The organism is Rubrivivax sp. A210, assembly GCF_904426505.1.
Classification (GTDB): Bacteria; Pseudomonadota; Gammaproteobacteria; order Burkholderiales; family Burkholderiaceae_C; genus Rubrivivax.
Map to the genome: position 1 here is coordinate 61,623 of NZ_CAJGBN010000007.1, position 21,987 is coordinate 83,609.

General features: G+C 70.4%; 18 protein-coding genes. 14 read left to right on the top strand and 4 right to left on the bottom strand.

All coding sequences use genetic code 11. The annotated features are described in order from the left end of the window. Nucleotides 1-56 precede the first annotated feature (56 nt). Nucleotides 57-1,706, bottom strand: coding sequence for an aminotransferase class III-fold pyridoxal phosphate-dependent enzyme (locus JMV16_RS06825; protein WP_201493437.1), 1,650 nt, complete (start codon nucleotides 1,704-1,706; stop codon nucleotides 57-59). A 153-nt stretch (nucleotides 1,707-1,859) separates the two neighbouring features. On the opposite strand from JMV16_RS06825, the gene asd reads away from it, so the two are divergent. The 4 genes from asd to JMV16_RS06845 all read left to right on the top strand — a co-directional run bounded on the left by asd (nucleotide 1,860) and on the right by JMV16_RS06845 (nucleotide 6,944). Beyond that, nucleotides 1,860-2,798, top strand: coding sequence for an archaetidylserine decarboxylase (gene asd, locus JMV16_RS06830; RefSeq protein ID WP_201493438.1), 939 nt, complete (start codon nucleotides 1,860-1,862; stop codon nucleotides 2,796-2,798). 48 nt (nucleotides 2,799-2,846) lie between these two features. Further along, a complete protein-coding gene (locus JMV16_RS06835) occupies nucleotides 2,847-3,692 on the top strand; it encodes a UDP-2,3-diacylglucosamine diphosphatase (RefSeq protein ID WP_201493487.1) in 846 nt (281 codons plus the stop codon). 103 nt (nucleotides 3,693-3,795) lie between these two features. After that, nucleotides 3,796-4,638: a GNAT family N-acetyltransferase gene (locus JMV16_RS06840; RefSeq protein ID WP_201493439.1), complete on the top strand. Its 843-nt coding sequence runs from the start codon at nucleotides 3,796-3,798 to the stop codon at nucleotides 4,636-4,638. An 83-nt stretch (nucleotides 4,639-4,721) separates the two neighbouring features. After that, nucleotides 4,722-6,944 (top strand): PhoX family protein, encoded by a 2,223-nt coding sequence (locus tag JMV16_RS06845; RefSeq protein ID WP_201493440.1) that lies wholly within the window; start codon nucleotides 4,722-4,724, stop codon nucleotides 6,942-6,944. A gap of 51 nt (nucleotides 6,945-6,995) precedes the next feature. Here the strand turns inward: JMV16_RS06845 and JMV16_RS06850 are convergent, their stop codons facing one another. Continuing rightward, nucleotides 6,996-7,601 carry a YitT family protein gene (locus JMV16_RS06850; protein ID WP_201493441.1) on the bottom strand — a complete coding sequence of 202 codons (606 nt, stop codon included), beginning with the start codon at nucleotides 7,599-7,601 and terminating at the stop codon, nucleotides 6,996-6,998. 123 nt (nucleotides 7,602-7,724) lie between these two features. On the opposite strand from JMV16_RS06850, the gene JMV16_RS06855 reads away from it, so the two are divergent. Beyond that, complete coding sequence (locus tag JMV16_RS06855; protein WP_236580397.1) at nucleotides 7,725-8,846, top strand: MBL fold metallo-hydrolase; 1,122 nt, start codon at nucleotides 7,725-7,727, stop codon at nucleotides 8,844-8,846. A gap of 31 nt (nucleotides 8,847-8,877) precedes the next feature. On the opposite strand, the gene JMV16_RS06860 is transcribed toward JMV16_RS06855, so the two are convergent. Continuing rightward, complete coding sequence (locus tag JMV16_RS06860) at nucleotides 8,878-10,236, bottom strand: MmgE/PrpD family protein (RefSeq protein ID WP_201493443.1); 1,359 nt, start codon at nucleotides 10,234-10,236, stop codon at nucleotides 8,878-8,880. A 193-nt stretch (nucleotides 10,237-10,429) separates the two neighbouring features. Here JMV16_RS06860 and JMV16_RS06865 point away from each other — a divergent pair, with 193 nt between their 5' ends. From JMV16_RS06865 to JMV16_RS06905, 9 genes are all read left to right on the top strand, one after another. Further along, a complete protein-coding gene (locus JMV16_RS06865) occupies nucleotides 10,430-11,329 on the top strand; it encodes a LysR family transcriptional regulator (RefSeq protein WP_201493445.1) in 900 nt (299 codons plus the stop codon). 186 nt (nucleotides 11,330-11,515) lie between these two features. Beyond that, complete coding sequence (locus JMV16_RS06870) at nucleotides 11,516-12,808, top strand: ABC transporter substrate-binding protein (RefSeq protein WP_201493447.1); 1,293 nt, start codon at nucleotides 11,516-11,518, stop codon at nucleotides 12,806-12,808. Between the two features lie 34 nt (nucleotides 12,809-12,842). Next, nucleotides 12,843-13,745 (top strand): branched-chain amino acid ABC transporter permease, encoded by a 903-nt coding sequence (locus JMV16_RS06875; protein WP_201493449.1) that lies wholly within the window; start codon nucleotides 12,843-12,845, stop codon nucleotides 13,743-13,745. Continuing rightward, nucleotides 13,745-14,692, top strand: coding sequence for a branched-chain amino acid ABC transporter permease (locus JMV16_RS06880; RefSeq protein ID WP_201493450.1), 948 nt, complete (start codon nucleotides 13,745-13,747; stop codon nucleotides 14,690-14,692). The genes JMV16_RS06875 and JMV16_RS06880 overlap by 1 nt, the downstream gene beginning before the upstream one ends. A gap of 1 nt (nucleotide 14,693) precedes the next feature. Then, nucleotides 14,694-15,434, top strand: coding sequence for an ABC transporter ATP-binding protein (locus JMV16_RS06885; protein ID WP_201493451.1), 741 nt, complete (start codon nucleotides 14,694-14,696; stop codon nucleotides 15,432-15,434). Nucleotides 15,435-15,444: 10 nt separating this feature from the next. Then, nucleotides 15,445-16,131, top strand: a complete 687-nt coding sequence (locus JMV16_RS06890; RefSeq protein WP_201493452.1) for an ATP-binding cassette domain-containing protein — start codon at nucleotides 15,445-15,447, stop codon at nucleotides 16,129-16,131. 29 nt (nucleotides 16,132-16,160) lie between these two features. Next, on the top strand, nucleotides 16,161-17,648 hold the full coding sequence (locus JMV16_RS06895; RefSeq protein ID WP_411565014.1) for an aldehyde dehydrogenase family protein: 1,488 nt from the start codon (nucleotides 16,161-16,163) through the stop codon (nucleotides 17,646-17,648). Nucleotides 17,649-17,695: 47 nt separating this feature from the next. Then, entirely contained in the window at nucleotides 17,696-18,448 is a 753-nt protein-coding gene (locus tag JMV16_RS06900; RefSeq protein WP_201493453.1) for a glucose 1-dehydrogenase, read from the top strand. A gap of 34 nt (nucleotides 18,449-18,482) precedes the next feature. Beyond that, entirely contained in the window at nucleotides 18,483-19,619 is a 1,137-nt protein-coding gene (locus JMV16_RS06905) for a CaiB/BaiF CoA transferase family protein (protein ID WP_201493454.1), read from the top strand. Between the two features lie 18 nt (nucleotides 19,620-19,637). Here JMV16_RS06905 and JMV16_RS06910 read toward each other — a convergent pair whose 3' ends face one another. Beyond that, a complete protein-coding gene (locus tag JMV16_RS06910) occupies nucleotides 19,638-21,977 on the bottom strand; it encodes an ATP-dependent DNA helicase (protein WP_201493455.1) in 2,340 nt (779 codons plus the stop codon). Between the last annotated feature and the right edge of the window lie 10 nt (nucleotides 21,978-21,987).

A 21,987-nucleotide genomic window follows, 5' to 3' on the forward strand; every position in this document is an offset into this window, starting at 1 on the left:
GCGGGGGGCAGCAAGCCCCCGCTTCCGGAGCCGGCTGGCCGGCTCCGGGCCCTGGCTCAGAAGCGTGCGCGCAGCAGTTCGCGCAGCACGCCGCGGCGGATGGCCTTGTTGGTGAGCGCCGGCGCCTGCCACCACCAGCCGTCGGCCTGCATCGCGGCGGCGGCGGCCACGAAGCGGGCGCAGACCTCGTCGAAATCCTGCGCCGTGAAGTCCAGGCTGAAGATCAGCCGCCCCGTGCCCACCCAGCTCAGCGCCAGGCCCTGCTCGCGCAGGTAGAACTGCAGCATCCAGTTGTAGCGCGAGGGCAGGGTGTAGGACACGGTCCAGATGGTCTGCAGGTTGGCCACCTGCACCGGCAGGCCGCGCTCGCGCAGCTGCAGGTTGAGCTGCTGGGCGCGGCGGTTCCAGGTGTCGTCCAGCCCGGCGTACAGCGCCTGCACCGGCGCGCTCTTCAGGCGTTCCAGAAACACCTGCATCGCGCCCATCACCCAGGGATGGGAGTTGAAGGTGCCGCGGGCGAAGCAGATGTCGGCCGGGCGTTCTTCGCGAAAGCGCTTCATCAGCGCGGCCTTGCCGCAGACCGCGCCCACCGGCAGCCCGCCGCCCAGGGTCTTGCCGTAGGTCACCATGTCGGCGCGCACGCCAAAGTACTGCTGCGCCCCGCCCGGAGCCAGGCGGAAGCCCATGAAGACCTCGTCGAAGATGAGCACGATGCCGCGCGCCGTACACACCTCGCGCAGCTGGCGCAGCCAGGCGGTGTAGGCCTCGCGGTCGAAATGGGCGCTGCGGCCACTGTCGAGCAGCGAGCCGTCGCCCGGTGCCGCCTTGTTGGGGTGCAGGGCCTGCAGCGGGTTGACCAGCACGCAGGCGATGTCGTTGCGCTTGCGCAGCACGCGCAGCGTGTCCTCGTCCATCTCCTTGAGCGTGTAGGTGTTGGCCGGCGGCAGCGGGTTGCCGGGGCCGGGCTGCACGTCTTCCCACCAGCCGTGGTAAGCGCCCGAGAAGCGAACCAGGCATTTGCGCCGTGTGTGATAGCGCGCCAGGCGCACGGCCTGCATCACGGCCTCGGTGCCCGACATGTGGAACGACACCTCGTCCAGCCCCGAGATGCGGCGCAACTCGGCCACGTTGAAGGCCAGCGCCGGGTGGTAGCTGCCGAGCACGGCGCCCAGGTCGGCCACGCGTGCGCCGCCCTCCTGGATGCAGGACTTGTAGAACTCGTGGCCGAAGACGTTGACGCCGTAGCAGCCGGTGAGATCGATGAAGCGCTGGCCGTCGAGATCGGTCACCGTCACGCCGTCGGTGCGCTGCACGAAGGCGCCGATGGCGATGTGCTGGCGCAGGTAGTGGCTGTACTGGAAGGGCACGCGGTAGGTGCTGGTGAATTGCAGGTCCGACAGCCCTTCGCGCACCTGCTTCGTCAGCGCCACCGATTGCGGATGGCGCGCCGACAGCGTTGCGGCCAGGCGCTGGAAGCCGGCACGGCGCTGCGCCTGCACCGCGGCCGGTGCGCTGTCGGAGGCGAAGAAGCGCTCCTCGTCATAGGCATAGCCCGGAATCAGGCCGGCCACGCGGCGTGCCATGCGCGAGTGCCCGGTGAGCGAAGGGTGCTTGGCCAGCGAAAGCTCCAGCCTGCGGCGCGCCAGCGGCAGGCCTGCCAGCAGCGCAGCGAGGGCCAGGACGGAGTAGCCGGTGGGTTCGATCATCGTGGGTGCTCCAGTGAGGATGGCGCTTTGTAGGGCCGCGCCTTGACGGCTTGATGAATCACCCGGCTGCCGCACCGTCACGAAAACGCCGCCCGCGGGTCACCGCGGCGTCATGCGACGACCACAGCATCGCGCCATTCAGCCCACGGCCGCATGAGCAAACCCTCTATCCACCCCGCCACCCACCCCGGCACCGACACACGGGCCGAGCCCGCAGCCCGGCACGATAGCAAGTCCGGCGCCTGGCTGCTGCTGCGCGAGGATCTCAACTTCCTCGTCACCAACCGCATTCCGCGCCAGGCGGCGACGCGCTTCATGGGCTGGTACAGCAAGCTGCGCAGCCCCTGGCTGTGCCGCGCCTCCATCGCCGTGTGGCGGCTGTTCACCGAGCTCGACCTCAGCGATGCCCGCAAGCAGCGCTTCGACAGCCTGCACGATTGCTTCACGCGCGAGCTGAAAGACGGCGCGCGCCAGGTCGACCCCGATGCGGCCGTGCTGGCCAGCCCCTGCGACGCCATCGTCGGCGCCTGCGGCACGGTGAAGGCGGGCCAGCTGTGGCAGGCCAAGGGCATGGGCTACCGCATCGAAGACTTGTTCGGCCGCGCCGAGCGCGCCGCGCCCTTCGAGGGCGGCAGCTTCGTCACGCTGCGCCTGACCTCGGCCATGTACCACCGCTTCCACGCGCCGCACGACGGCCGCATCGAGCACGTCACCTACCTCAGCGGCGACACCTGGAACGTCAACCCCATTGCCCTGAAGCGCGTGCAGCGCCTGTTCTGCCGCAACGAGCGCGCGCTCATCCGCATGCGCTTGAGCAGCGGCGAGCCGCTGGCCCTGGTGCCGGTGGCGGCGGTGCTGGTGGCCAGCATCCGGCTGCACTTCCTGGACGTGCTGCTGCACCTGCGCTGGCCCGGGCCAAACGAGATGCCCTGCGACGCGGCCGTCACCAAGGGCCAGGAGCTGGGCTGGTTCGAGCATGGCTCCACCATCATCTGCTTCGCGCCACCGGGCATCAGCCTCGCGCCCGGCATTGCCAGCGGGCAGCGCATCCGCATGGGGCAGGCGCTGATGCGGCGGCATTCACCGGCCTGACTCCCGGCTGTCACGCGGGCGTCGCGCGCCAGCGCCACCATGCGCGGCATGCGCCGTGACGACCTTCAAGTGCCCTCCGAGGCCGCGCCTGTGGACGAGCCCGAGGGCCGGCTCAGGGTGCGCACGGTGTGGATCTCCGATCTCCACCTGGGCACACCGGGCTGCCAGGCCGATGCGCTGCTGGACTTCCTGCGCAACGTGGAATGCGAGACGCTGTTCCTGGTGGGCGACATCATCGACGGCTGGCAGCTGCGCCGCCAGTGGTACTGGCCGCAGGCCCACAACGACGTGGTGCAGAAGCTGCTGCGCAAGGCGCGCAAGGGCACGCGCGTGATCTTCGTGCCGGGCAACCACGACGAGTTCGCGCGCAAGTACTTGGGCCACAACTTCGGCGGTGTCGATGTCGTCAACGACTTCATGCACGTCACGGCCGATGGCCGCCGGCTGTGGGTGACGCACGGCGATCTGTTCGACAGCGTGATCCAGTGCGCGCGCTGGCTGGCCATCGTGGGCGACTGGGCCTACGAGCTCACGATACGCGTCAACCGCCACGTCAACTCCTGGCGGGCGCGCATGAAGCTGCCGTATTTCAGCCTCTCGCGCTATCTCAAGCTCAAGGTCAAGCGCGCCGTCAGCTATGTCAACGACTTCGAGGACGCGGTGGCGCGCGAGGCGCGCGAGCGTGGCGCCGACGGCGTGGTCTGCGGCCACATCCACCACGCCGAGATGCGCACCATAGCCGGCGTGCTGTACTGCAACGACGGCGACTGGGTCGAGAGCCTCACGGCCCTGGTCGAGCACGGCGATGGCCGGCTGGAAATCGTCGACTGGTCGCACCGCGCCGGCCATGCCGCGTCGCACGCGGTGCAGGTGTTGAGCACGCAGCCCGCCTGATCGCTGCCTGAACCGCCCCCGGCCGCGTGGCGCCGGGCCTGCGTCACCGTGCTGTCATTGCGGCTTCGCTGCCGCGTCACGCGCGGCGCCGACGATGGCGGCCATGAACACGCAACTGTCCATCCCGCCCGCGCCGCACCGCATCGAGCTGCCTGCCACGGGCCTGCCGCTGGCGCCGCCGCCCCGGTCAACCGCCCCGTCCGCCAAGACGCCGCCGCTGGAGGCCGTCTGGGCCCGCCATGCCGACGAGGTGGAGGCCGCGCAGCGCCTGCGCTGGCGCGTCTTCACCCAGGAGATGGGCGCGCGCCTGAGCCCGCCGCCGGGCACGCCCGAGGGCGTGGACGCCGATCTCTTCGACGCCCATTGCGAGCATCTCATCGTGCGCACGGTGGAAACCGACGACAGCCCCGCCGAGGTGGTGGGCACCTACCGCGTGCTGACGCCCGCCGCGGCCAAGCGCCTGGGCGGCCTGTACAGCGACACCGAGTTCGACCTCGTGCGCCTGGCCCGCCTGCGCCCGCGCCTGGCCGAGCTGGGCCGCTCGTGTACCGCGCCGGCCTGGCGCCAGGGCGGGGTGATCATGATGCTGTGGTCTTCGCTGGGCAGCTTCATGCACCGCAACGGCATCGAGTACATCACCGGCTGCGCCAGCGTCTCGGTGCGCGATGGCGGCCGGCAGGCGGCCGACCTCTGGCACACGCTGCGCCAGTTCCACCTGGCCCCGCCCGACGACCAGGTGCGCCCGCGCCTGCCGTTGCCGGTGGACGAACTCGCCACCGGCCGCGCGGCCGAGCCGCCGGCCCTCATCAAGGGCTATCTCAAGTGCGGCGGCAAGCTGCTGGGCCCGCCGGCCTGGGATCCGGCCTTCGGCACCGCCGACCTGCCGATGATGCTGCGCCTGGCCGACCTGCCGGGCTCCTACCGCAGGCGCTTTGTCGGCAACTGAGCCGCGGGCCAGCTTCACAGGCGCGTCATCTTGGCGCGCGACAGTGCGAAGTCCCATCCATCCAATTCGACGAGCCCCGACGCATGAACAAACCCGTGGACCTGCCGCAACGCGATTTCAACGACGAGGATTCCAACACCTCGTCCAATCCCAGCTTCGAATCGGTGCTGAACGCGCGCCTGAGCCGACGCAATCTGCTGCGCGGCAGCGTCGGTACGGCCGCCACCGCCCTGCTGGGCGGCCTGAGCCTGGCGGCCTGCGGTGGCGATGACGACACGCCGGCGGCAACCGCCCCTGCCGAGGCCTTGCTCGGCTTCAACGCCGTGGCCAAGTCGCTCGAGGACAAGTTCACCGTGCCGACCGGCTACACCGCCTCGGTGCTGCTGGCCGTCGGCGATCCGCTGGCCGCCGGCGTGGCTGCCTACAAGAACGACGGCACCGATACCGGCTATGACCGCCGCTCGGGCGACAACCACGACGGCATGGAGTACTTCGGCCTCTCGGCCGCCGGCACGCCAGACCCCACCAACAACGACCGTGCGCTGCTGGGCATCAATCACGAATACGTCAACCTGCCCTTCCTGCACGCCAACGGCACCACGGCCAATCCGCGTCCGGCTGCTGAAGCCGACATCGAGGTCGATTGCCACGGCGTGTCCATCGTCGAGATCGCCAAGACCGCCGGCAAGTTCGGCGTGGTGCAGAGCTCGGCCTTCAACCGCCGCATCACCGCCGCCACCGAGATCGAGCTTTCGGGCCCGGTGCGCGGCCACGCGCTGGCCGTCACCAAGTTCTCGACCACCGGCACCCGGACCCGCGGCACCGTCAACAACTGCGGCACCGGCAAGACGCCCTGGGGCACGCTGCTGACCGGCGAGGAGAACTGGGTCGGCTACTACTTCCGCGCCGCCGGCGACCCGGCGCTGCGCGGGGCCAAGGGCAACACCGCCCTCGTGCGCTACGGCAGCAATGCCACCGCCACGGCCGCCGCGGCCAGCCGCTACGGCTGGGAGACCGCCGGCGCGGCCGACAAGTACGCGCGCTGGAACACCAGCGTCACGGGCGTTTCCATCGACGGCAGCGACGACTACCGCCACGAGGTCAACACCCAGGGCTACGTGACCGAGATCGACCCCTACAACGCCAGCTCGGTGGTGAAGAAGCGCACCGCGCTGGGCCGCATGGCGCATGAGAGCGCCGCCTTCTCCAAGCCCGTGGTCGGCAAGCCGCTGGCCGTGTACATGGGCGACGACGCGCGCAACGAGTACATCTACAAGTTCGTCTCCACCCAGACCTGGGTGGCGGCCGATGCCAGCGCCGCCGACCGCGTGGCCACCGGCGACAAGTATCTCGACGCGGGCAAGCTCTACGTGGCCAAGTTCAACGCCGACGGCACGGGCCAGTGGATCGAGTTGAGCCTCACCAACCCCACGGTGGCGGGCTACGCCAACTACGCCTTCGCCGACGCCGGCGACGTGGCCATGCATCCCCGCATCGCCGGTGACGCGGTGGGCGCGACCAAGATGGACCGCCCCGAGTGGTGCGGCGTCCACCCCAACACGGGCGAGGTCTACTTCACGCTCACCAACAACAGCAACCGCCGCCTCGGCACGGTGACCGGCTCGCAGCTCAACCCCGATGCCGCCAACCCGCGCGTCTACACCGACATCCGCGGCGCCGCCACGGCACAGTCGGGCAACCCCAACGGCCACATCATCCGCGTCAAGGAAGCCGCCGGCGAGCCCGGTGCCACCGCCTTCAGCTGGGACATCTTCCTCTTCGGCGCCGAGACCGGCGCGCCCAGCGGCATCATCAACCTGTCGGGCCTGAGCGCCGACCAGGACTTCTCCAGCCCCGACGGCCTGGTCTTCACGCCCAGCACCGGCCTGTGCTGGGTGCAGACCGACGACGGCGCCTACACCGACGTCAGCAACTGCATGATGCTGGCGGCCGTGCCCGGCACGGTGGGCGACGGCGGCGCGCTGACGCTGGACTACGGTGCCAACGGCACTGTCACCACGCGCATGGGCAAGAAGCCGACCGCGGCCACGCTCAAGCGCTTCCTGGTGGGCCCGGCCTTCCAGGAGATCACCGGCCTGTGCGAGTCGCCCGACGGCAAGGTGCTGTTCGTCAACGTCCAGCACCCGGGCGAGGAAGACAGCAACTTCGCCAGCGTGGCCGACCCCAGCAAGTTCCGCAGCCACTGGCCCGGCAATGCCGGCTACGGCGCCGGCGGTGCCACCGCCCGGCCGCGGGCGGCCACGGTGATGGTGGTCAAGGACAACGGCGGGCGCGTCGGTTCCTGATCCCCCTGCGGCGCGGCGCCAGCCGTCGCGCCGCACCGGCCCGGCGTGGCCTCACATCGCCACGTAGCGGCCCGGCTTGTGGTTCACCGCCAGCGTGAGGTTCAACGCCAGCGCGCCGATGATGGAGATGGCGATGCGCCCGGGCTCGACCACCCACAGCGCCGCGAGAAGAATCGCCAGGTCGACCGCCAGCTGCGTCTTGCCGGCGCTCCAGCCGCGCTCGCGCTGCAGCACCAGGGCCACGATGCCCACGCCGCCGAGGCTGGCCTGGTGGCGGAACAGCATCAGGAAGCCCGTGCCTATCAGCAGCCCGCCCATGGCGGCGGCGTACAGCGGCTGCAGCATCTCGAAGCGCAGCAGCAGCGGCAGCACCTCGGTGATGCCCGAGAGCACGGCCACGGCGACGAAGGTCTTGACCGTGAAGCGCCGCCCCATGCGCCGCCAGGCCAGCCAGTAGAAGGGCAGGTTGATGAGGAAGAAGAGCTTGCCGAAGCTCACGCCGCTGGCGTAGTGCAGCAAGAAGGCCAGGCCGGCCGTGCCGCCGGTGAGCAGGCCGGCGTGGTTGAGCATGGTCACGCCCAGCGCGATGCACAGCGTGCCCGACAGCAGCGCCTGCAGATCCTCGAGGTGGGTGTGGCGGTCGATGGGCTTGTTCATGGCAGCGATGGGTGGCAGCGCGCATTGTCCGCGGCGCGGGGCGCGCCTTGAGCGTCGTGATCGCCGGCTGGGCGGCCCGGCTAGGATAGGCCCACAGCCTCGATCCGCACTCTTCTGGCCTCCATGCAAGCACCGCCACCCGCGACCCCCACCCTCACGATGGACGGCCAGCCCGACGCCGCGCCCAGGCCAGGCCTCGTCTACCCCTTCGAAGGCCCGCCGGCGCGCGGCCATGCCATGGAGGTTGCGCCCGGCGTGTACTGGATACGCATGCCTCTGCCCTACGCGCTGGACCACATCAACCTGTGGGCGCTGGACGATGGCGAGGGCTGGGCCGTGGTCGACACCGGCGCGCGCACCGACGACACGGTGGCGGCCTGGCGCGAGCTGTTCGCCCGCGCGCCCGACCCGCGGCCGATGACGCGCGTGTTCGTCACCCACATGCACCCCGACCACATCGGCCTGGCCGGCTGGCTGACGCGCAAGTTCGGCGTGCGCCTGTGGATGACGCGGCTGGAATACCTGAGTTGCCGCGCCATGGTGTCCGACTGCGGTCGCGAGGCGCCCGACGACGCCATCGCCTTCTGCCGCCGTGCGGGCTGGAGTGGGGCCGCCATCGAGGGCTACCGCGCACGCTTCGGCAATTTCGGCAAGCACATCCATGCCCTGCCCGACAGCTTTCGGCGCCTGCGCGATGGCGAAGAACTGCGCATCGGCGCCCACAGCTGGCGCGTCATCGTGGGCAGCGGCCATTCGCCCGAGCACGCCTGCCTTTACTGCCCGGCGCTGAAGGTGCTGATCTCGGGCGACCAGATCCTGCCGCGCATCTCGTCCAACGTCTCGGTCCATCCCACCGAGCCCGATGCCGACCCGATGGCGGAATGGCTCGCATCGCTGGCCCGGATCAGGCGCGAAGTGCCCGACGACGTGCTGGTGCTGCCGGCGCACAACGAATGCTTCCGCGGCCTGCACGCGCGCATCGCGGCGCTGGAGCGCGGCCAGCATGCGGCGCTGCGCCGCCTGCGCCGCACGCTCGCCGAGCCGCGGCGCGTTGTCGATGTCTTCGGCGCGCTGTTCGCCCGCCCCATAGGTGACGGCGACTCCGGCCTGCTCGGCATGGCCACCGGCGAGGCCCAGGCCTGCCTCAACCACCTGATGCACTTGGGCGAGACAACGCGCACACTGGACGGCGAGGGCGTGGCCTGGTATCGGATGGTCGCTGCGGAGCCGGCCCGCGAAGGCTGAGGCGCGCGGGAATCTGGAAGGGTGCGGCTCCTCAGCGCAGCAGCCGCCCGACCGTGTCCACCCCCTCCAGCTGCCAGGCGAAGTCGATGAGCCGGCGCATCTCTTCGCCGCTGGCGCCCGCGGCATAGGCGGCCAGGCTCAGGGCCTTGTCTTCCAGCTCGGTGCGGCTCAGGGTGTTGCCGGGGTCGCCCTTGGGCTCGTCGACGCGGCCTTCGAACTGGCGCCCATCGTGCGTGTACACGACGACGCGGCCCAACCATTGGCGCGGATAGGCGCCGTCGACCTCGGGGTCCAGCTCCATGCTCACCTTGGCGCGGAAGGCCGTGACCTCGGCGTCGCTGAAGTGCTGGTCGAACTCCGCCAGGCTGGCGCGCCCGTGCAGCGCGATCATCGCCAGCACCGTGCCCATCGAGAACTTCGACTGGTGGACGGTGCTGGGGCTCACCACGGGGCCCAGCACGTCAAGCGCGCCCTGATGCACGCGGGCCGTCACGGCGGCGATGTCGGCGGCGCTTAAGGCCTGTTCGCGCATCAGCCGCTGCAGCGCGTCGGCCGCCGGATGGGTGTGGCGGCAGGAGGCGTGGAACTTGAATGAGGTCTCGGCCAGCGCCCAGCGCGTGCCCAGGCCGTCTACGAGCCGGGCCGCATCGGCATCGCTGGACATGCCGGCGGCCATGCCCTGGGGCCCGTCGAGCACGCGGCCGGCGCCGGTGAAGCCTTCGGCGGCCAGGCAGGCCGAGAGCAGGCCCGAGGCCGCGGCGTGGGCCGTGTGCAGCTGCTTGGAATCGGCCGCGTCGCGCAAGAACTCCCACAGCCCCGCGGCCTGGGTGCCGGCCGAGCCCAGGGCATGCAGCATCTGCGCGCTCGTCAAGCCCAGCAGCCGCCCCACGGCCGCCGCGGCGGCCAGCGTGCCTGCCGTGCCGGTGGTGTGGAAGATGCGGTAGTGCGAGCGGCCCAGGAATTCGCCCACGCGGATGCCGACCTCGTAGCCGGCGACGGCGGCGACCAGCAAGTCGCGCCCCGAACGGCCCTTGGCCTGGGCCATGGCCAGCGCCGCCGGAAAGACCACCGCGGCTGGGTGGAAGACCGAGCCGTTGTGCACATCGTCCTGCTCGGCAACGTGCGAGGCCGCGGCGTTGCAGGCCGCGGCGATCATCGGCGAGCTGCCGCGGCGGTGGATCAGGATGTCGCAAGGGCCGTCGTCCGGCCCCATGGCTTCGAGCACGCGGCACAGCGCTTCGACCGGGCGCGCGCCCTTGCCGGCCAGCGTGCTGCCCAGCCAGTCGAGCAGCAGATCTTCGGTGCGCCGCCGCACGGCGACGGGGATGTCTTCGAACTTGAGTTCGGCCGCGAACTGCGCGAGCCGGGCGCCGGGGTTGGCTGGGTTCATGCGGGAAGGCCTTGTTCGGGTGGGGCGGTTGGGGCGGGGAGGGGGCAGGGGCGAACCGCCCCACGGCACCGCGTGGTCGCCCAGCATGCGCGACGCGGTCGGCCTGCGGAAGCTCAATCTGGCAGAAGGGGGCTTCGTACAATTCGAAGCCGCGCCTGGCCCGGTGCGGCCTTGCTTCCAACCCGCGCCGCCCATGCTTCCAGACAATGACTCCCTGGCCTTGTTCGTCCGTGCGGCGGAGCTGCGCAGCCTCACCAAGGCGGCCGAGGCCTCGCACATCGGCCTGGCCGCGGCCAGCCGGCGCATGGCGCTGCTGGAACACCGCTTCAAGACCACGCTGCTCGAGCGCTCGCCGCGCGGCGTCGAGCTGACGCCGGCAGGCGCCTCGCTGCTGGTTCATGCCAAGGCGCTGCTGATGCGCATGAACCAGATGCAGGCCGAGATGAACGACCACGCCACCGGCAAGCGCGGGGCGCTGCGCATCCTGGCCAACACCTCGGCGATGACCGAGTTCCTGCCCGACGACCTCGCGGCCTATTCGCGCACCCACCCCGAGGTGCGCCTGGTGGTGCAGGAGCGCTGGAGCGCCGAGATCGTGAAAGAGGTGCTGTCGTCCGAGGCCGACATCGGCATCGTCGTCGAAGGCCTGGCCACCGAGGGCCTGGAGATCCACCCCTACCGCAGCGATCGCATCGCCGCCGTGATGCCGGCCGAGCACGCGCTGGCGCGCAACGAGGCGCTGCGCTTCGTCGACGTGCTCGACCACGACGTGGTGGCGCTGGAAAGCGGCTCGTCGATGATGCGCCTGCTGGCCGAGCAGGCCGTGATCGCCGAGCGCACGCTGCAGCTGCGCATCCAGGTGCGCAGCTTCGAGGCGGTGTGCCGCATGGTGCAGTCGGGCCTGGGCATAGGCCTGCTGCCGCATCAGGCCGCCGTGGCCCTGGGCCGCGGCATGGGGCTGGTGGTGCGACCCCTGCCCGAGGAATGGGCCGAGCGCAAGATGCTGCTGTGCGTGCGCCGCGACCGCGCCGCCAACAGCTCGGTCGAGGCGCTGCTGCAGCACCTGGGCTCCAGGGTGTCGGCTGCGGGCTGATCGGCCCCTCCCCGCGCCCAAGGCGCCATCGACACGCGCGACCCCGGGCAAACCCGGGCTCGAATTTGGACAAGCCCGGCTTGCCCAGATTCCGATGGACCGCGCTTGCGGCTCTCCCAAGAATGCGGCCCACGCTGAGACGGCCCTGCGTGGCCGCCGGCTCCGTCCAATCCAAGGAGACACCGAATGAAGAAGCTGATCCGTGCCGGCGCCCTGGGCCTCAGCCTGATGGCCGCCGCCGTGCTGGCCCATGGCCAGGCCAAGCCCGCCGAGTTGAAGATCGGCATGACGACCTTTCTCTCGGGGCCCGCCGCGGTGTTCGGCATTCCGGGCAAGGCCGCGGCCGAGATCGTGATCGACGACATCAACGCCGCCGGTGGCGTGGCCGGCGTCAAGCTCAAGCCGGTGATCATCGACGAGGGCATAGGCGGCGACAAGCTGTTGTCGGAGTACCGCCGCGTCGTGCAGGAAGAAGGCGTCAAGGTCACGCTGGCTTCCATCTCCAGCGGCAACTGCAATGCGCTGGCGCCGGTGGCCGAGGACCTGAAGGTGCTCAATGTGATGTGGGACTGCGGCACCGAGAAGGTGCTGGAGAACCGCCGCTTCAAGTATGTGGTGCGCACCCAGGCCAATGCGACCTCGGAGATGGTGGCCACCGTGCTGCACCTGCTGCGCACCAAGCCCAACTTCAAGACCATCGCCGTCGTCAACCAGGACTACGCCTGGGGCCGTGATTCGTGGGAGATCTTCATCAACACGCTGCGTGCGATGAAGCCCGACGTGCAGGTCGTCGCCGAGCTGTTTCCCAAGTTCGGCTCCACCGACTTCAGCTCCGAGATCAGCCGGCTGCAGGCGCTGTCACCCGATGTCATCCTCAGCACCTCCTGGGGCGGTGAGCTGGACACGCTGATCCGCCAATCGGCCCAGCGCGGCCTGATCCGCAGCTCCACCTGGGTGCTGCCGCTGGCCGAAAGTTCGCTGGAGCGCGTGGGCAAGGCGCTGCCCGACGGCGTGATCGTCGGCATGCGCGGCGACCACTACTTCCTGCACCCGGAGCTCAAGGACGAGGCCAGGCACAAGGCCTTCGTCGAGAAGTACCGCGCCAAGACCGGCCAGTACCCCATCTACTCGGCCTACCACGCGGCGGCCGCCATCCAGGCCGTGGCCGATGCCTACGGCGCGGCCATCAAGGGCAACGGCGGCAACTGGCCCAGCACCGAGCAGGTGGCCGACGCCATGCGCAGCCTCAAGTTCCGCGGCCTCACGCGCCCGGTGCAGATGCGCGAGGACGGCCAGGGCCTGGAAGACCAGATGCTGGGCGTGACCAGGATGACCGCCGCCTATCCCTTCCCGGTGATCCAGGGTCTCACCATCTACCCGGGCGAGATGGTGCAGAACCCCGTGGGCACGAAGTCGCCGGAGTGGGTGAAGACGCTCAAGGCCGATCTGCAGAAGGACTCGCGCATCAAGGCCTTCTGATCGGCTAGGCCCACGGCCCCATGAAGCGGCAACGATGAACGCCTCCCTGCTCGTGCTCGCGCTGCTGGACGGCATGACCCAGGCGGCCCTGCTCTTCCTGGTGGCCCTGGGCCTGACGCTGATCTTCGGCGTCATGCGCATCCTCAACGTCGCCCACGGCAGCTTCTACGCCTTTGGCGGCTATGCGGCGGCCAAGGTCGGCGAGGTGATGGCCAATGGCCAGTCGGTGCCGCTGTCGCTGCTGGCGCTGCTGCTGGGTGCGCTGGCCATGGGCGTGCTGCTGGGCGTGATCATCGAGATCGGCCTGGTGCGCCGCATCCTCATCATCGACCCGGTGATGCAGCTGCTGGCCACCTTCGCCGTCTTCATGATCATGGAAGACCTGCAGCGCCTGATCTGGGGCGCCAGCCCGGTCTCGGTGACGCATGCGGTCGACGCGATGGGGACCATCAAGGTCGGCATGGTCACTTACACCGCCTACCAGCTGCTGCTGCTGCCGACGGCGGCCGTGGCCGTGTTCCTGGGGCTGCGCTGGTCGCTGGGCCACACGCGCTTCGGCCGCCAGATCATGGCCGTCACCCACCACCGCGAGGTGGCCAGCGCCATGGGCATCAATGCCAGGCGCATCGGCCTCGTCACCTTCTGCCTGGGTGCGGTGATGGGCACGCTGGGAGGGGCGCTGGCCTCGCCGACGACCTCGCTGGTGCCCGGCATCGGCGGCGACATGATGGTGCTGTCGTTCGCGGTGGTGGCCGTGGCCGGCCTGGGCCAGATCACCGGCACGGCGGTGGCGGCCCTGCTCATCGGCATGGGCAAGGCCTTCGCGGTCTACCTGCTGCCGGAACTGGATGTGCTCGTGCCCTACCTGATCATGCTGGCGGTGCTGCTGTGGCGCCCGCAAGGCCTGTTCGCGGTGGCCGAGGCGCGGAGGGTTTGATGCTGGTTCGCCTCGCCCCCTGGCTCATCGCCGGCCTTGCGCTGGCCCTGGGCCTGCTCTTCCCCTGGCTCAAGACGCCGCTCATCATCGGCCTGTCCTACGGCTTTGCCGCGCTGGGCGTGGGCATGCTCATCCGCGCCGGCCAGGTGTCTTTCGGCCACGCCGGCTTCACCTGTTTGTCGGGCTATGCGCTGGTGGCGATCTCGCGCACCTGGCCGCAGGCCGACGGCGTGCTGCTGCTGGCCGCCGGCGCCGTGGCCGGCCTGCTGGGCGGCGCCATCGTCGGCCCCTTCATGGCGCGCTACCGCGGCATCTTCTTCGGCATGCTGAACCTGGCGCTGTCGATGGTGCTGTTTGCCGTGCTGGGCAAGTTCTACAACTTCACCGGCGGCACCGACGGCCTGCGGCTGGAGCGGCCGCCCTTCTTCGGCCAGGTGCTGGAGCGCGCCGCCTATGAAACCTGGCTGCTGGTGCTGTGCGCCCTGCTGGTGGTGGCGGTGTGTGCGCTGGTGCGCCGCTTCTACGCCTCGCCCACGGGCCAGGCGCTGGGTGCCATCAAGTCCAACGAGGTGCGGCTGGAATACCTGGGCATCTCGGCGCGCTGGATCTTCTACAAGGGCTACATCGCCTCGGCCGTGCTGTGCGGCTTCTCGGGCGGCATGTTCGCCCTCGTCCAGGGCATGGTGACGCCCGAGATGGGCTACTGGGTGCGCTCGGGCGAATACGTCTTCATCGCCGTGCTGGGCGGCACGCTGCAGCCGGTGGGCGCCTTCCTCGGCGCCATTGCCTTCGAGTTCCTGAAGCTCTTTGCCGCCTCGGTGCTGACCGGGGCCTGGCAGCTGGTGATAGGCACGGTGCTGCTGGTGCTGATCTTCCTGGCGCCGGCCGGCCTGGTGGCCTGGCTGGTTCGTCTCGACAACCGCCGCCTCCAACGCCAAGGGAACTGACATGGCATCGCTGCTCCAGACCCGCGGCCTGACGCTGAAATTCGGCGGCGTGGTCGCTGCCGACGCCATCGACTTCGACCTGCAGGCCGGCGAACGCCTGGCCGTCATCGGCGCCAACGGGGCCGGCAAGACCACCTTCATCAACATGGTCACCGGCTACATCAAGCCTTCAAGCGGCGAGATCCGCTTCGACGGCATGGACATCACGCGCAAGCACCCGCGCCAGGTCGTGCAATGCGGCATCGGTCGCTCCTTCCAGCTGCCGCAGCTGTTTCTGGAGCACACGGTGCGCGAGAGCGTGGAACTGGCGATTGCCGCGCGCATCGGGCGCATGAGCCTGTTCCGGCCCCTGGCCCGCTGCGTCGACCGCGCCGAGGTTGACCATGTGCTGGAAGTCGTCGGCATGGCCGCCCGCGCTGGCGATCGCTGCGACAGCCTGCCCGAAGGCCACCGCAAGCTGCTCGACATCGCGATGGCCCTGGTGCTGCGGCCCAAGCTGCTGATCATGGACGAGCCCACCAGCGGCGTGGCCGCCGACGAGAAGCACCCGCTGATGGCCACCATCATGAAGGCGCTCGCCGAGCGCAGCGTGACCGCCATCTTCGTCGAGCACGATGTCGACATCGTCAACCAGTACGCCACGCGCGTGGCGGCCTGGATATCGGGCCGCATCGCCGCTGACGGCCCGCCCGAGGTGGTGATGAACGACCCCGAGGTCCGCACCGTGGTGCTGGGGCATTGAGGCACGGACCATGCTGACGCTGAACAACGTATCCGTGGACATCGCCGGCATTCCGGTGCTGCGCAGCCTGACGGTGGCGCTGAAGTCCGGCGCCACCTACGCGGTGCTGGGCCGCAATGGCGCGGGCAAGACCACGCTGCTGCGCACCCTGATGGGCTTTACCGCGCTGCGCAGCGGCGAGATCGCGCTCGCCGGCCAGGATCTGCGCAGCCAGCCGCCCTATGCCCGCGCCGCGCTGGGTGTCGGCTATGCGCCGGAGGAGCGGGTGCTCTTCCCCACCATGACCGTGCTCGAAAACCTGCGCCTGCCATGCGAGGCCATCGGCATGGCCGACGCCGAGATCGCCACGCGCGTTGCCGAGGTGCTGAAGATCGTGCCGCAGATGGGCGACATGCTGGCGCGCTCGGCCGCGGCCCTGTCGGGCGGCCAGGGCAAGATGGCGGCGCTGGCCCGCGCGCTGATGGTGGGCACCCGCCTGGTCATGGTCGACGAGCCCTTCCAGGGCCTGGCGCCGGCGCTGGCGCGGCAGTACGCCGAGGCGCTGAGCCGCATGGTTGAATTGCGGCCCGAGCTGTGCATGGTGATCACCGAATCCAACCGCGCCCTGCTCGACCGCGTGCGCTGCACCACGCTGACGCTGGAGCGCGGCGAGTTGTCGGTAGCGCCCGCCGCCGCAGACCTTGCGGCCAGCCATTGAATCCACGTCTTCCGACCCAGGAACCCCGCATGCGCAACGACGATCCCGCCCTCTTTCCCGCCGCGGGCGGCCGCCACGACGGGCTGCCGCTGTACCGCCATTTCATCGCCAACGAATGGGTGTCCAGCAGCGCCGCGCCGCTGACGGTGGTGGCGCCCGCCACGGCCACGCCCTTCGCCTTTCTGGCCAGCGGCGGCGCGACGGAGATTGACCGCGCCGTGGCCGCGGCCCGCGCCGCGCTGGACGGCGACTGGGGCCGGCTGACGGCCACCGAGCGCGGGCGCCTGATGCTGCGCTTCTCGGCCCTGGTGCTGGAGCAGCTCGAGCGCCTGGCCTGGATCGAGGCCCACGACACCGGCAAGCCGATCTCGCAGGCGCGCGCCGACATGCGCGCCGTCGCCCGCTACTTCGAGTTCTATGGCGGCGCGGCCGACAAGGTACACGGCGACGTGATTCCCTATCTCAACGGCTACAACGTCAGCGTGGTGCGCGAGCCGCTGGGCGTTACCGCCCACATCACGCCCTGGAATTACCCGGCGCAGATGTTCGGCCGCACCATCGCGCCGGCACTGGCCATGGGCAATGCCGCCGTGCTGAAGCCGGCCGAAGAGGCCTGCGTCATCTGCCTGGAATTCGCTCGCCTGGCGGTAGAGGCCGGCTTCCCGCCCGGCGCGCTGAACATCGTCACCGGGCTGGGCGAGCAGGCCGGCGCGGCGCTGTCCCGCCATGCTGGCATCAACTTCGTCTCCTTCACCGGCTCGCCCGAGGTTGGCCGCCTGGTGCAGGAGGCTGCGGCCCTCCACCATGTGCCGGTGGTGCTGGAACTGGGCGGCAAGTCGCCCCAGGTGGTATTTGCCGATGCCGACCTGCAAGCGGCGGCCACGACCGTGTGCAAGGCCATCACGCAGAACGCCGGCCAGACCTGCTCGGCCGGCAGCCGCGTGGTCGTCGAGCGCGCCATCTTCGAGCCCTTCATGGCGATGGTGGCGCAGCGCTTCAGTGAACTGCGCATAGGCCGGCCCGAGGACGACGCCGATCTCGGGCCGGTGATCAACCAGGTGCAGCAGCAGCGCATCCTGGCCTTCATAGCCAACGCCCGGAAAGACGGCGTGCCGGTGCTGGCCCAGGCGCGCCCGGCCGCTGACCTGGCGCAGGGCTATTTCGTGCCGCCCACGGTCTTCGGGCCGGTGGACATCACCAACCCGGTGGCCTGCCAGGAGATCTTCGGCCCCGTGCTCGCGGCCCAGGTCTTCGACACCGAGGACGAGGCCATCGCCATTGCCAACGGCACGGAGTTCGGCCTTGTGGCCGGGGTCTGGACGCGCGACGGCGCGCGCCAGCAGCGCCTGGCCAAGCGCATCGTCTCGGGCCAGGTCTTCATCAACTGCTACGGCGCTGGTGGCGGCGTCGAGCTGCCCTTCGGCGGCACCAAGCGCAGCGGCCACGGCCGCGAGAAGGGCTTGATGGCGCTCGAGGAAATGAGCACCACCAAGACCGTCGTCAACTTCCACGGTTGAAGCGCTCGCGCCCTTCCAGCCCTCTGCCACATCACAAGGAAATCACCATGAACCAGCTCGAAGGCAAGATCGCCATCGTCACCGGCGGCGCCGCCGGCTTCGGCGAGGGCATCACCCGCGTCTACGTGCGCGAAGGCGCCCGCGTCGTCATCGCCGATCTCGATGGGGCCAAGGGCCAGGCCCTGGCGGCCGAACTGGGCGAGCGCGCGCTGTTCGTCCGCTGCGATGTCTCCAGCCGGCCCGACATCGACGCGCTGGTCGCCGCCTGCGTGGCCGGCTTCGGCGTGCCCGACATCGTGGTCAACAACGCCGGCACGACGCACAACAACCAGCCCATGCTCAACGTCGACGAAGCGACCTTCGACCGCATGTTCGCGGTGAACGTGAAGTCCATCTTCCACATGGCCCATGCGGTGGTGCCGCTGATGCGAAAGCAGAAGAAAGGCGTCATCCTCAACGTCGGCTCGACGGCCGGCATACGGCCGCGGCCCGGCCTCACCTGGTACAACGGCAGCAAGGGCGCGGTGAACCTGCTGTCCAAGTCCATGGCCGTGGAACTCGGGCCCGACGGCATCCGCGTCAACGCCATCTGCCCGGTGATGGGCGAGACGGCGCTGCTCGAAAAGTTCATGGGCGTGCCCGACACGCCGGAGAACCGCGTGCGCTTCCTGGCAACCATCCCGCTGGGCCGCCTGTGCAGGCCATCTGACGTGGCCAACGCGGCGCTTTACCTCGCCAGCGACGCGGCCGAATTCATCAGCGGCGTCGAGTTCCCCGTGGACGGCGCGCGCACGGTCTGAGCCGCCGCCACCCGCACGCCAGGCTCCGTCTCCCATGACCACCAAACCCTTGCAAGGCCTCGTCGTCGTCGCGCTCGAGCAGGCGGTGGCCGCGCCCTATTGTTCGAGCCGCCTGGCCGATGCCGGTGCGCGGGTGATCAAGATCGAAAGGCCCGAGGGCGACTTCGCCCGCGGCTACGACAAGGCCGTGTACGGCGAGTCGTCCTACTTCGTCTGGATCAACCGCGGCAAGGAGTCGGTGGCCCTCGATCTGCGCCAGGACCAGGCCAAGGCCACGCTGGCCGAGCTGATCGCCGGCGCCGATGTCTTCATCCAGAACCTGGCGCCGGGCGCGGCCGAGCGGCTGGGCTTCGGCTCCGCCAGCCTGCGTGCGCAGCACCGGCGGCTGATCACCTGCGACATCTCGGGCTATGGCGAAAGCGGGCCGCTGCAGAACCTGAAGGCCTACGACCTGCTGGTGCAGGCCGAGAGCGGCCTGGTGGCGGTGAGCGGCGCGCCCGGCCCCTGGGGCCGCATAGGGGTGTCGATCTGCGACATCACGGCCGGCATGAATGCGCTCATCGGCATCCAGCAGGCCCTGCTGCAGCGCGCGCACACCGGCAGTGGCAGCGGCATCAAGGTCTCGCTGTTCGACTCGGCTGCCGAGCTGATGGCCGTGCCCTACCTGCAGGCCCGCTACGGTGCCGGTGCGCCCGACCGCGTGGGCCTCAAGCACCCCAGCATCGCGCCCTATGGTGCCTTCACCTGCTCCGACGGGCGCGAAGTCGTGCTTTCGATCCAGAACGAACGCGAGTGGGTCAGCTTCTGCGCCACGGTGCTGCAGCAGCCCGATCTCGCCACCGATCCGCGCTTCGACGGCAACAGCCATCGCACGGCGCATCGCGACGAACTCGAGGCGCGCGTCCAGGCGGTATTTTCCGGCCTGACCTATGCCCAGGCGGTCGACCGCCTGACCGAAGCGCAGACCGCCTACGGCGCCATCAATTCGGTACACGACCTGATCCAGCATCCGCAGCTGCGGACGCGCGAGATGGTGGTCAACGGCCAGGCCGTGCAGGTGCCGGCGCCGCCCTATGTCACCGAGTGGGACGAGGCCGGCTTTGCGCCGCTGCCGGCCATCGACCAGCACGGCGCCTTGCCCAGGGCCGTGGAGCGGGCGCCCACGCCGTAGGGCATGGGGCGGCCTTGCTCAGGCGAGGCCCCACCAGGACGGCAGCAGTGCGACGACATCGCCGCGCCGGTAGCGGTCGTCCAGCAGCCAGAGCCAGCCGCGGTCCTCGGGCGTCCTGAGCACGCGGCCGGCCGCCTGCACCACGCGCTGCAGCGCCGGTACCAGATCGGCATAGCCGTGGTCATCGCCAAAGAGCCTGGTCAGCCGCGCCTGGATGTGGTCCTGCGCCACCGACACCGGCGGCAAGCCCAGGGTGGCGATGAAGGCGCCGATGAGCAGCGAGCCCGGCAGGTCCACGCCCTCGGCGAACACCCCACCCAGCACCGCAAAGCCGATGCCGCGGCCCTGGGGCGCGAAGCGCGCCAGGAAGTCGCTGCGCGCCGCGGCATTCATGCTGCGTTGCTGCCGCCACTGCGCGATGTCGGGGCGCCGCGCCTGGAGCAGGGCGGCGGCCTTGTCCAGGTAGTCGAAGCTGCTGAAGAAGGCGAGGTAGTTGCCCGGGTGGGCGTCGTACTGCTGCGCGATCACGGCCACCAGGCGCGCCAGCGAGCGCTCGCGGTGGGCATAACGCGTCGAGACGCCGGCGGCCACGCGCACCACCAGGTGCTCGGGCGCAAAGGCCGGCGGCACATCGATCCAGGCCGTGTGCTCGGGCAGGCCCAGAAGATTGATGCTGTAGTCGGGCGGCGACAACGTGGCCGAGAACAGCGTGATGCTGTGCAAGGCCTTGAAGCGCGGGCGCAGAAAGGGGGCGGGCGCGACATTGCGCAGGCACAGCACGGCGTCGCTGGCGGCGGCAACCGGCACGCCCGCATCCTCGATGCCGTCTTCGCTGCTGCCCTGCGTGCCCAGCAAGGCCTGCACCTCGAACAGCGTGTGCTCGCCCAGCGCATCCACCAGCTTCAGCCAGCGCTGGAGCTCGAAGTGGAAATCCAGCAGCGGCCCCATGGCGAGCGGCTGGCGGTGGAAGTGCTCGGCCAGGGCGCCGGCCGCTGCCTGCAACGCCTGCACCCAGGCCTCGGGCGCGTCGTCCAGCACCGCATAGGGCGCGGCGGTGTCGGCGGCCACTTCTTCGGTGGCCTGCACCAGGGCGTCGAGGGCGGCGCGCAGGGCGGCCGGTGCGGCATGCGCGGCGGCGCGGATCCGGGCCAGGCCCAGCTCGGCGCTGTACATGCGCCGTGCGCGCTCGACCAGGTTGTGCGCCTCGTCCACCAGCACTGCCAGCTTCCAGTCCAGCGCCTGCATCAGGCCCCAGAGCAGGCCCTGGCCGTCAAACAGATGGTGGACATCGCCCACCAGCACATCGGCCCAGCGCAGCAGTTCCTGGCCCAGGTAGTAGGGGCACAGGCCGTGGCGCAGCGCGATGCGGCGCTGGGCCGCGGCGTCCAGCCAGCCCAGCGCCACGGCCTCGGCACGCGCGGCGGGCAGGCGGTCGTAGAAGCCCCGCGCCAGCGGGCAGGCGTCGCCGTGGCAGGCCTTGTCGGGGTGCTCGCAGGCCTGTTCCTTGGCCACCATGGCCAGCACGCGCAGCGCTTGGCCGGCCGTGCCGCTGCGCAATGCGTCCAATGCCTCCAGCGCCGTGATGCGCCCCGTGCCCTTGCAGGTGAGGTAGGCGATCTTGTCCACGCCCTGGCCCGGCATCGCGCGCAGCAGCGGAAACAGCGTGCCCACGGTCTTGCCGATGCCGGTGGGTGCCTGGGCCAGCAGGCTGCGGCCGCTGGCGGCCGTGCGGTAGACCGCCTCGGCCAGGCTGCGCTGGCCGGCGCGGAAGGCCGGCTGCGGAAAGGCCAGCGCCTGCAGCGCCGCGTCGCGCGCCGCGCGGTGGCCGGCCTCCTGCCGCGCCCAGGCCAGGAAGGCGCCACAGCGCTGTTCGAACACCTCTTCCAGCTCGGCCGCGCCGAAAAGCTGGTGCAGTTCCACCTCGGCCTGGCTGGCGACGTCGAAGTACACCAGGGCCAGGGCCAGCTCGGCCAGGCCGCGCGCGCGGCAGAACAGCGCGCCATAGGTCTGCAGCTGGGCCCAGTGCAGCTGGCGGCGGTTCTCGGGGATATCGTCCGGGTGGCCGCGGATGGTCTTGATCTCTTCCAGGCAGCGCCGCCGCGGGTCGTAGCCGTCGGCACGGCCGCGCACGCGCAGCGGGCCCTGCGTGCCTTCGAGCGCGATCTCGGTCTCGTAGTCTTCGCCGCGGCGCTGCGCCACCAGGCCCTGGCCCATCAGCCCTTCTAGGGCCGTCGCCGAGGGCGTGAAGCGGCGGTCCAGGTCGCCGCGCTTGGCGGTGAACTCGCAGAGCTCGCGCACCGACACCGTCCAGGTCCAGCCCGCGGCATGGGCGGTGGCGGCTTCGGCAAAGGGCGGCACGGCCGCCAGT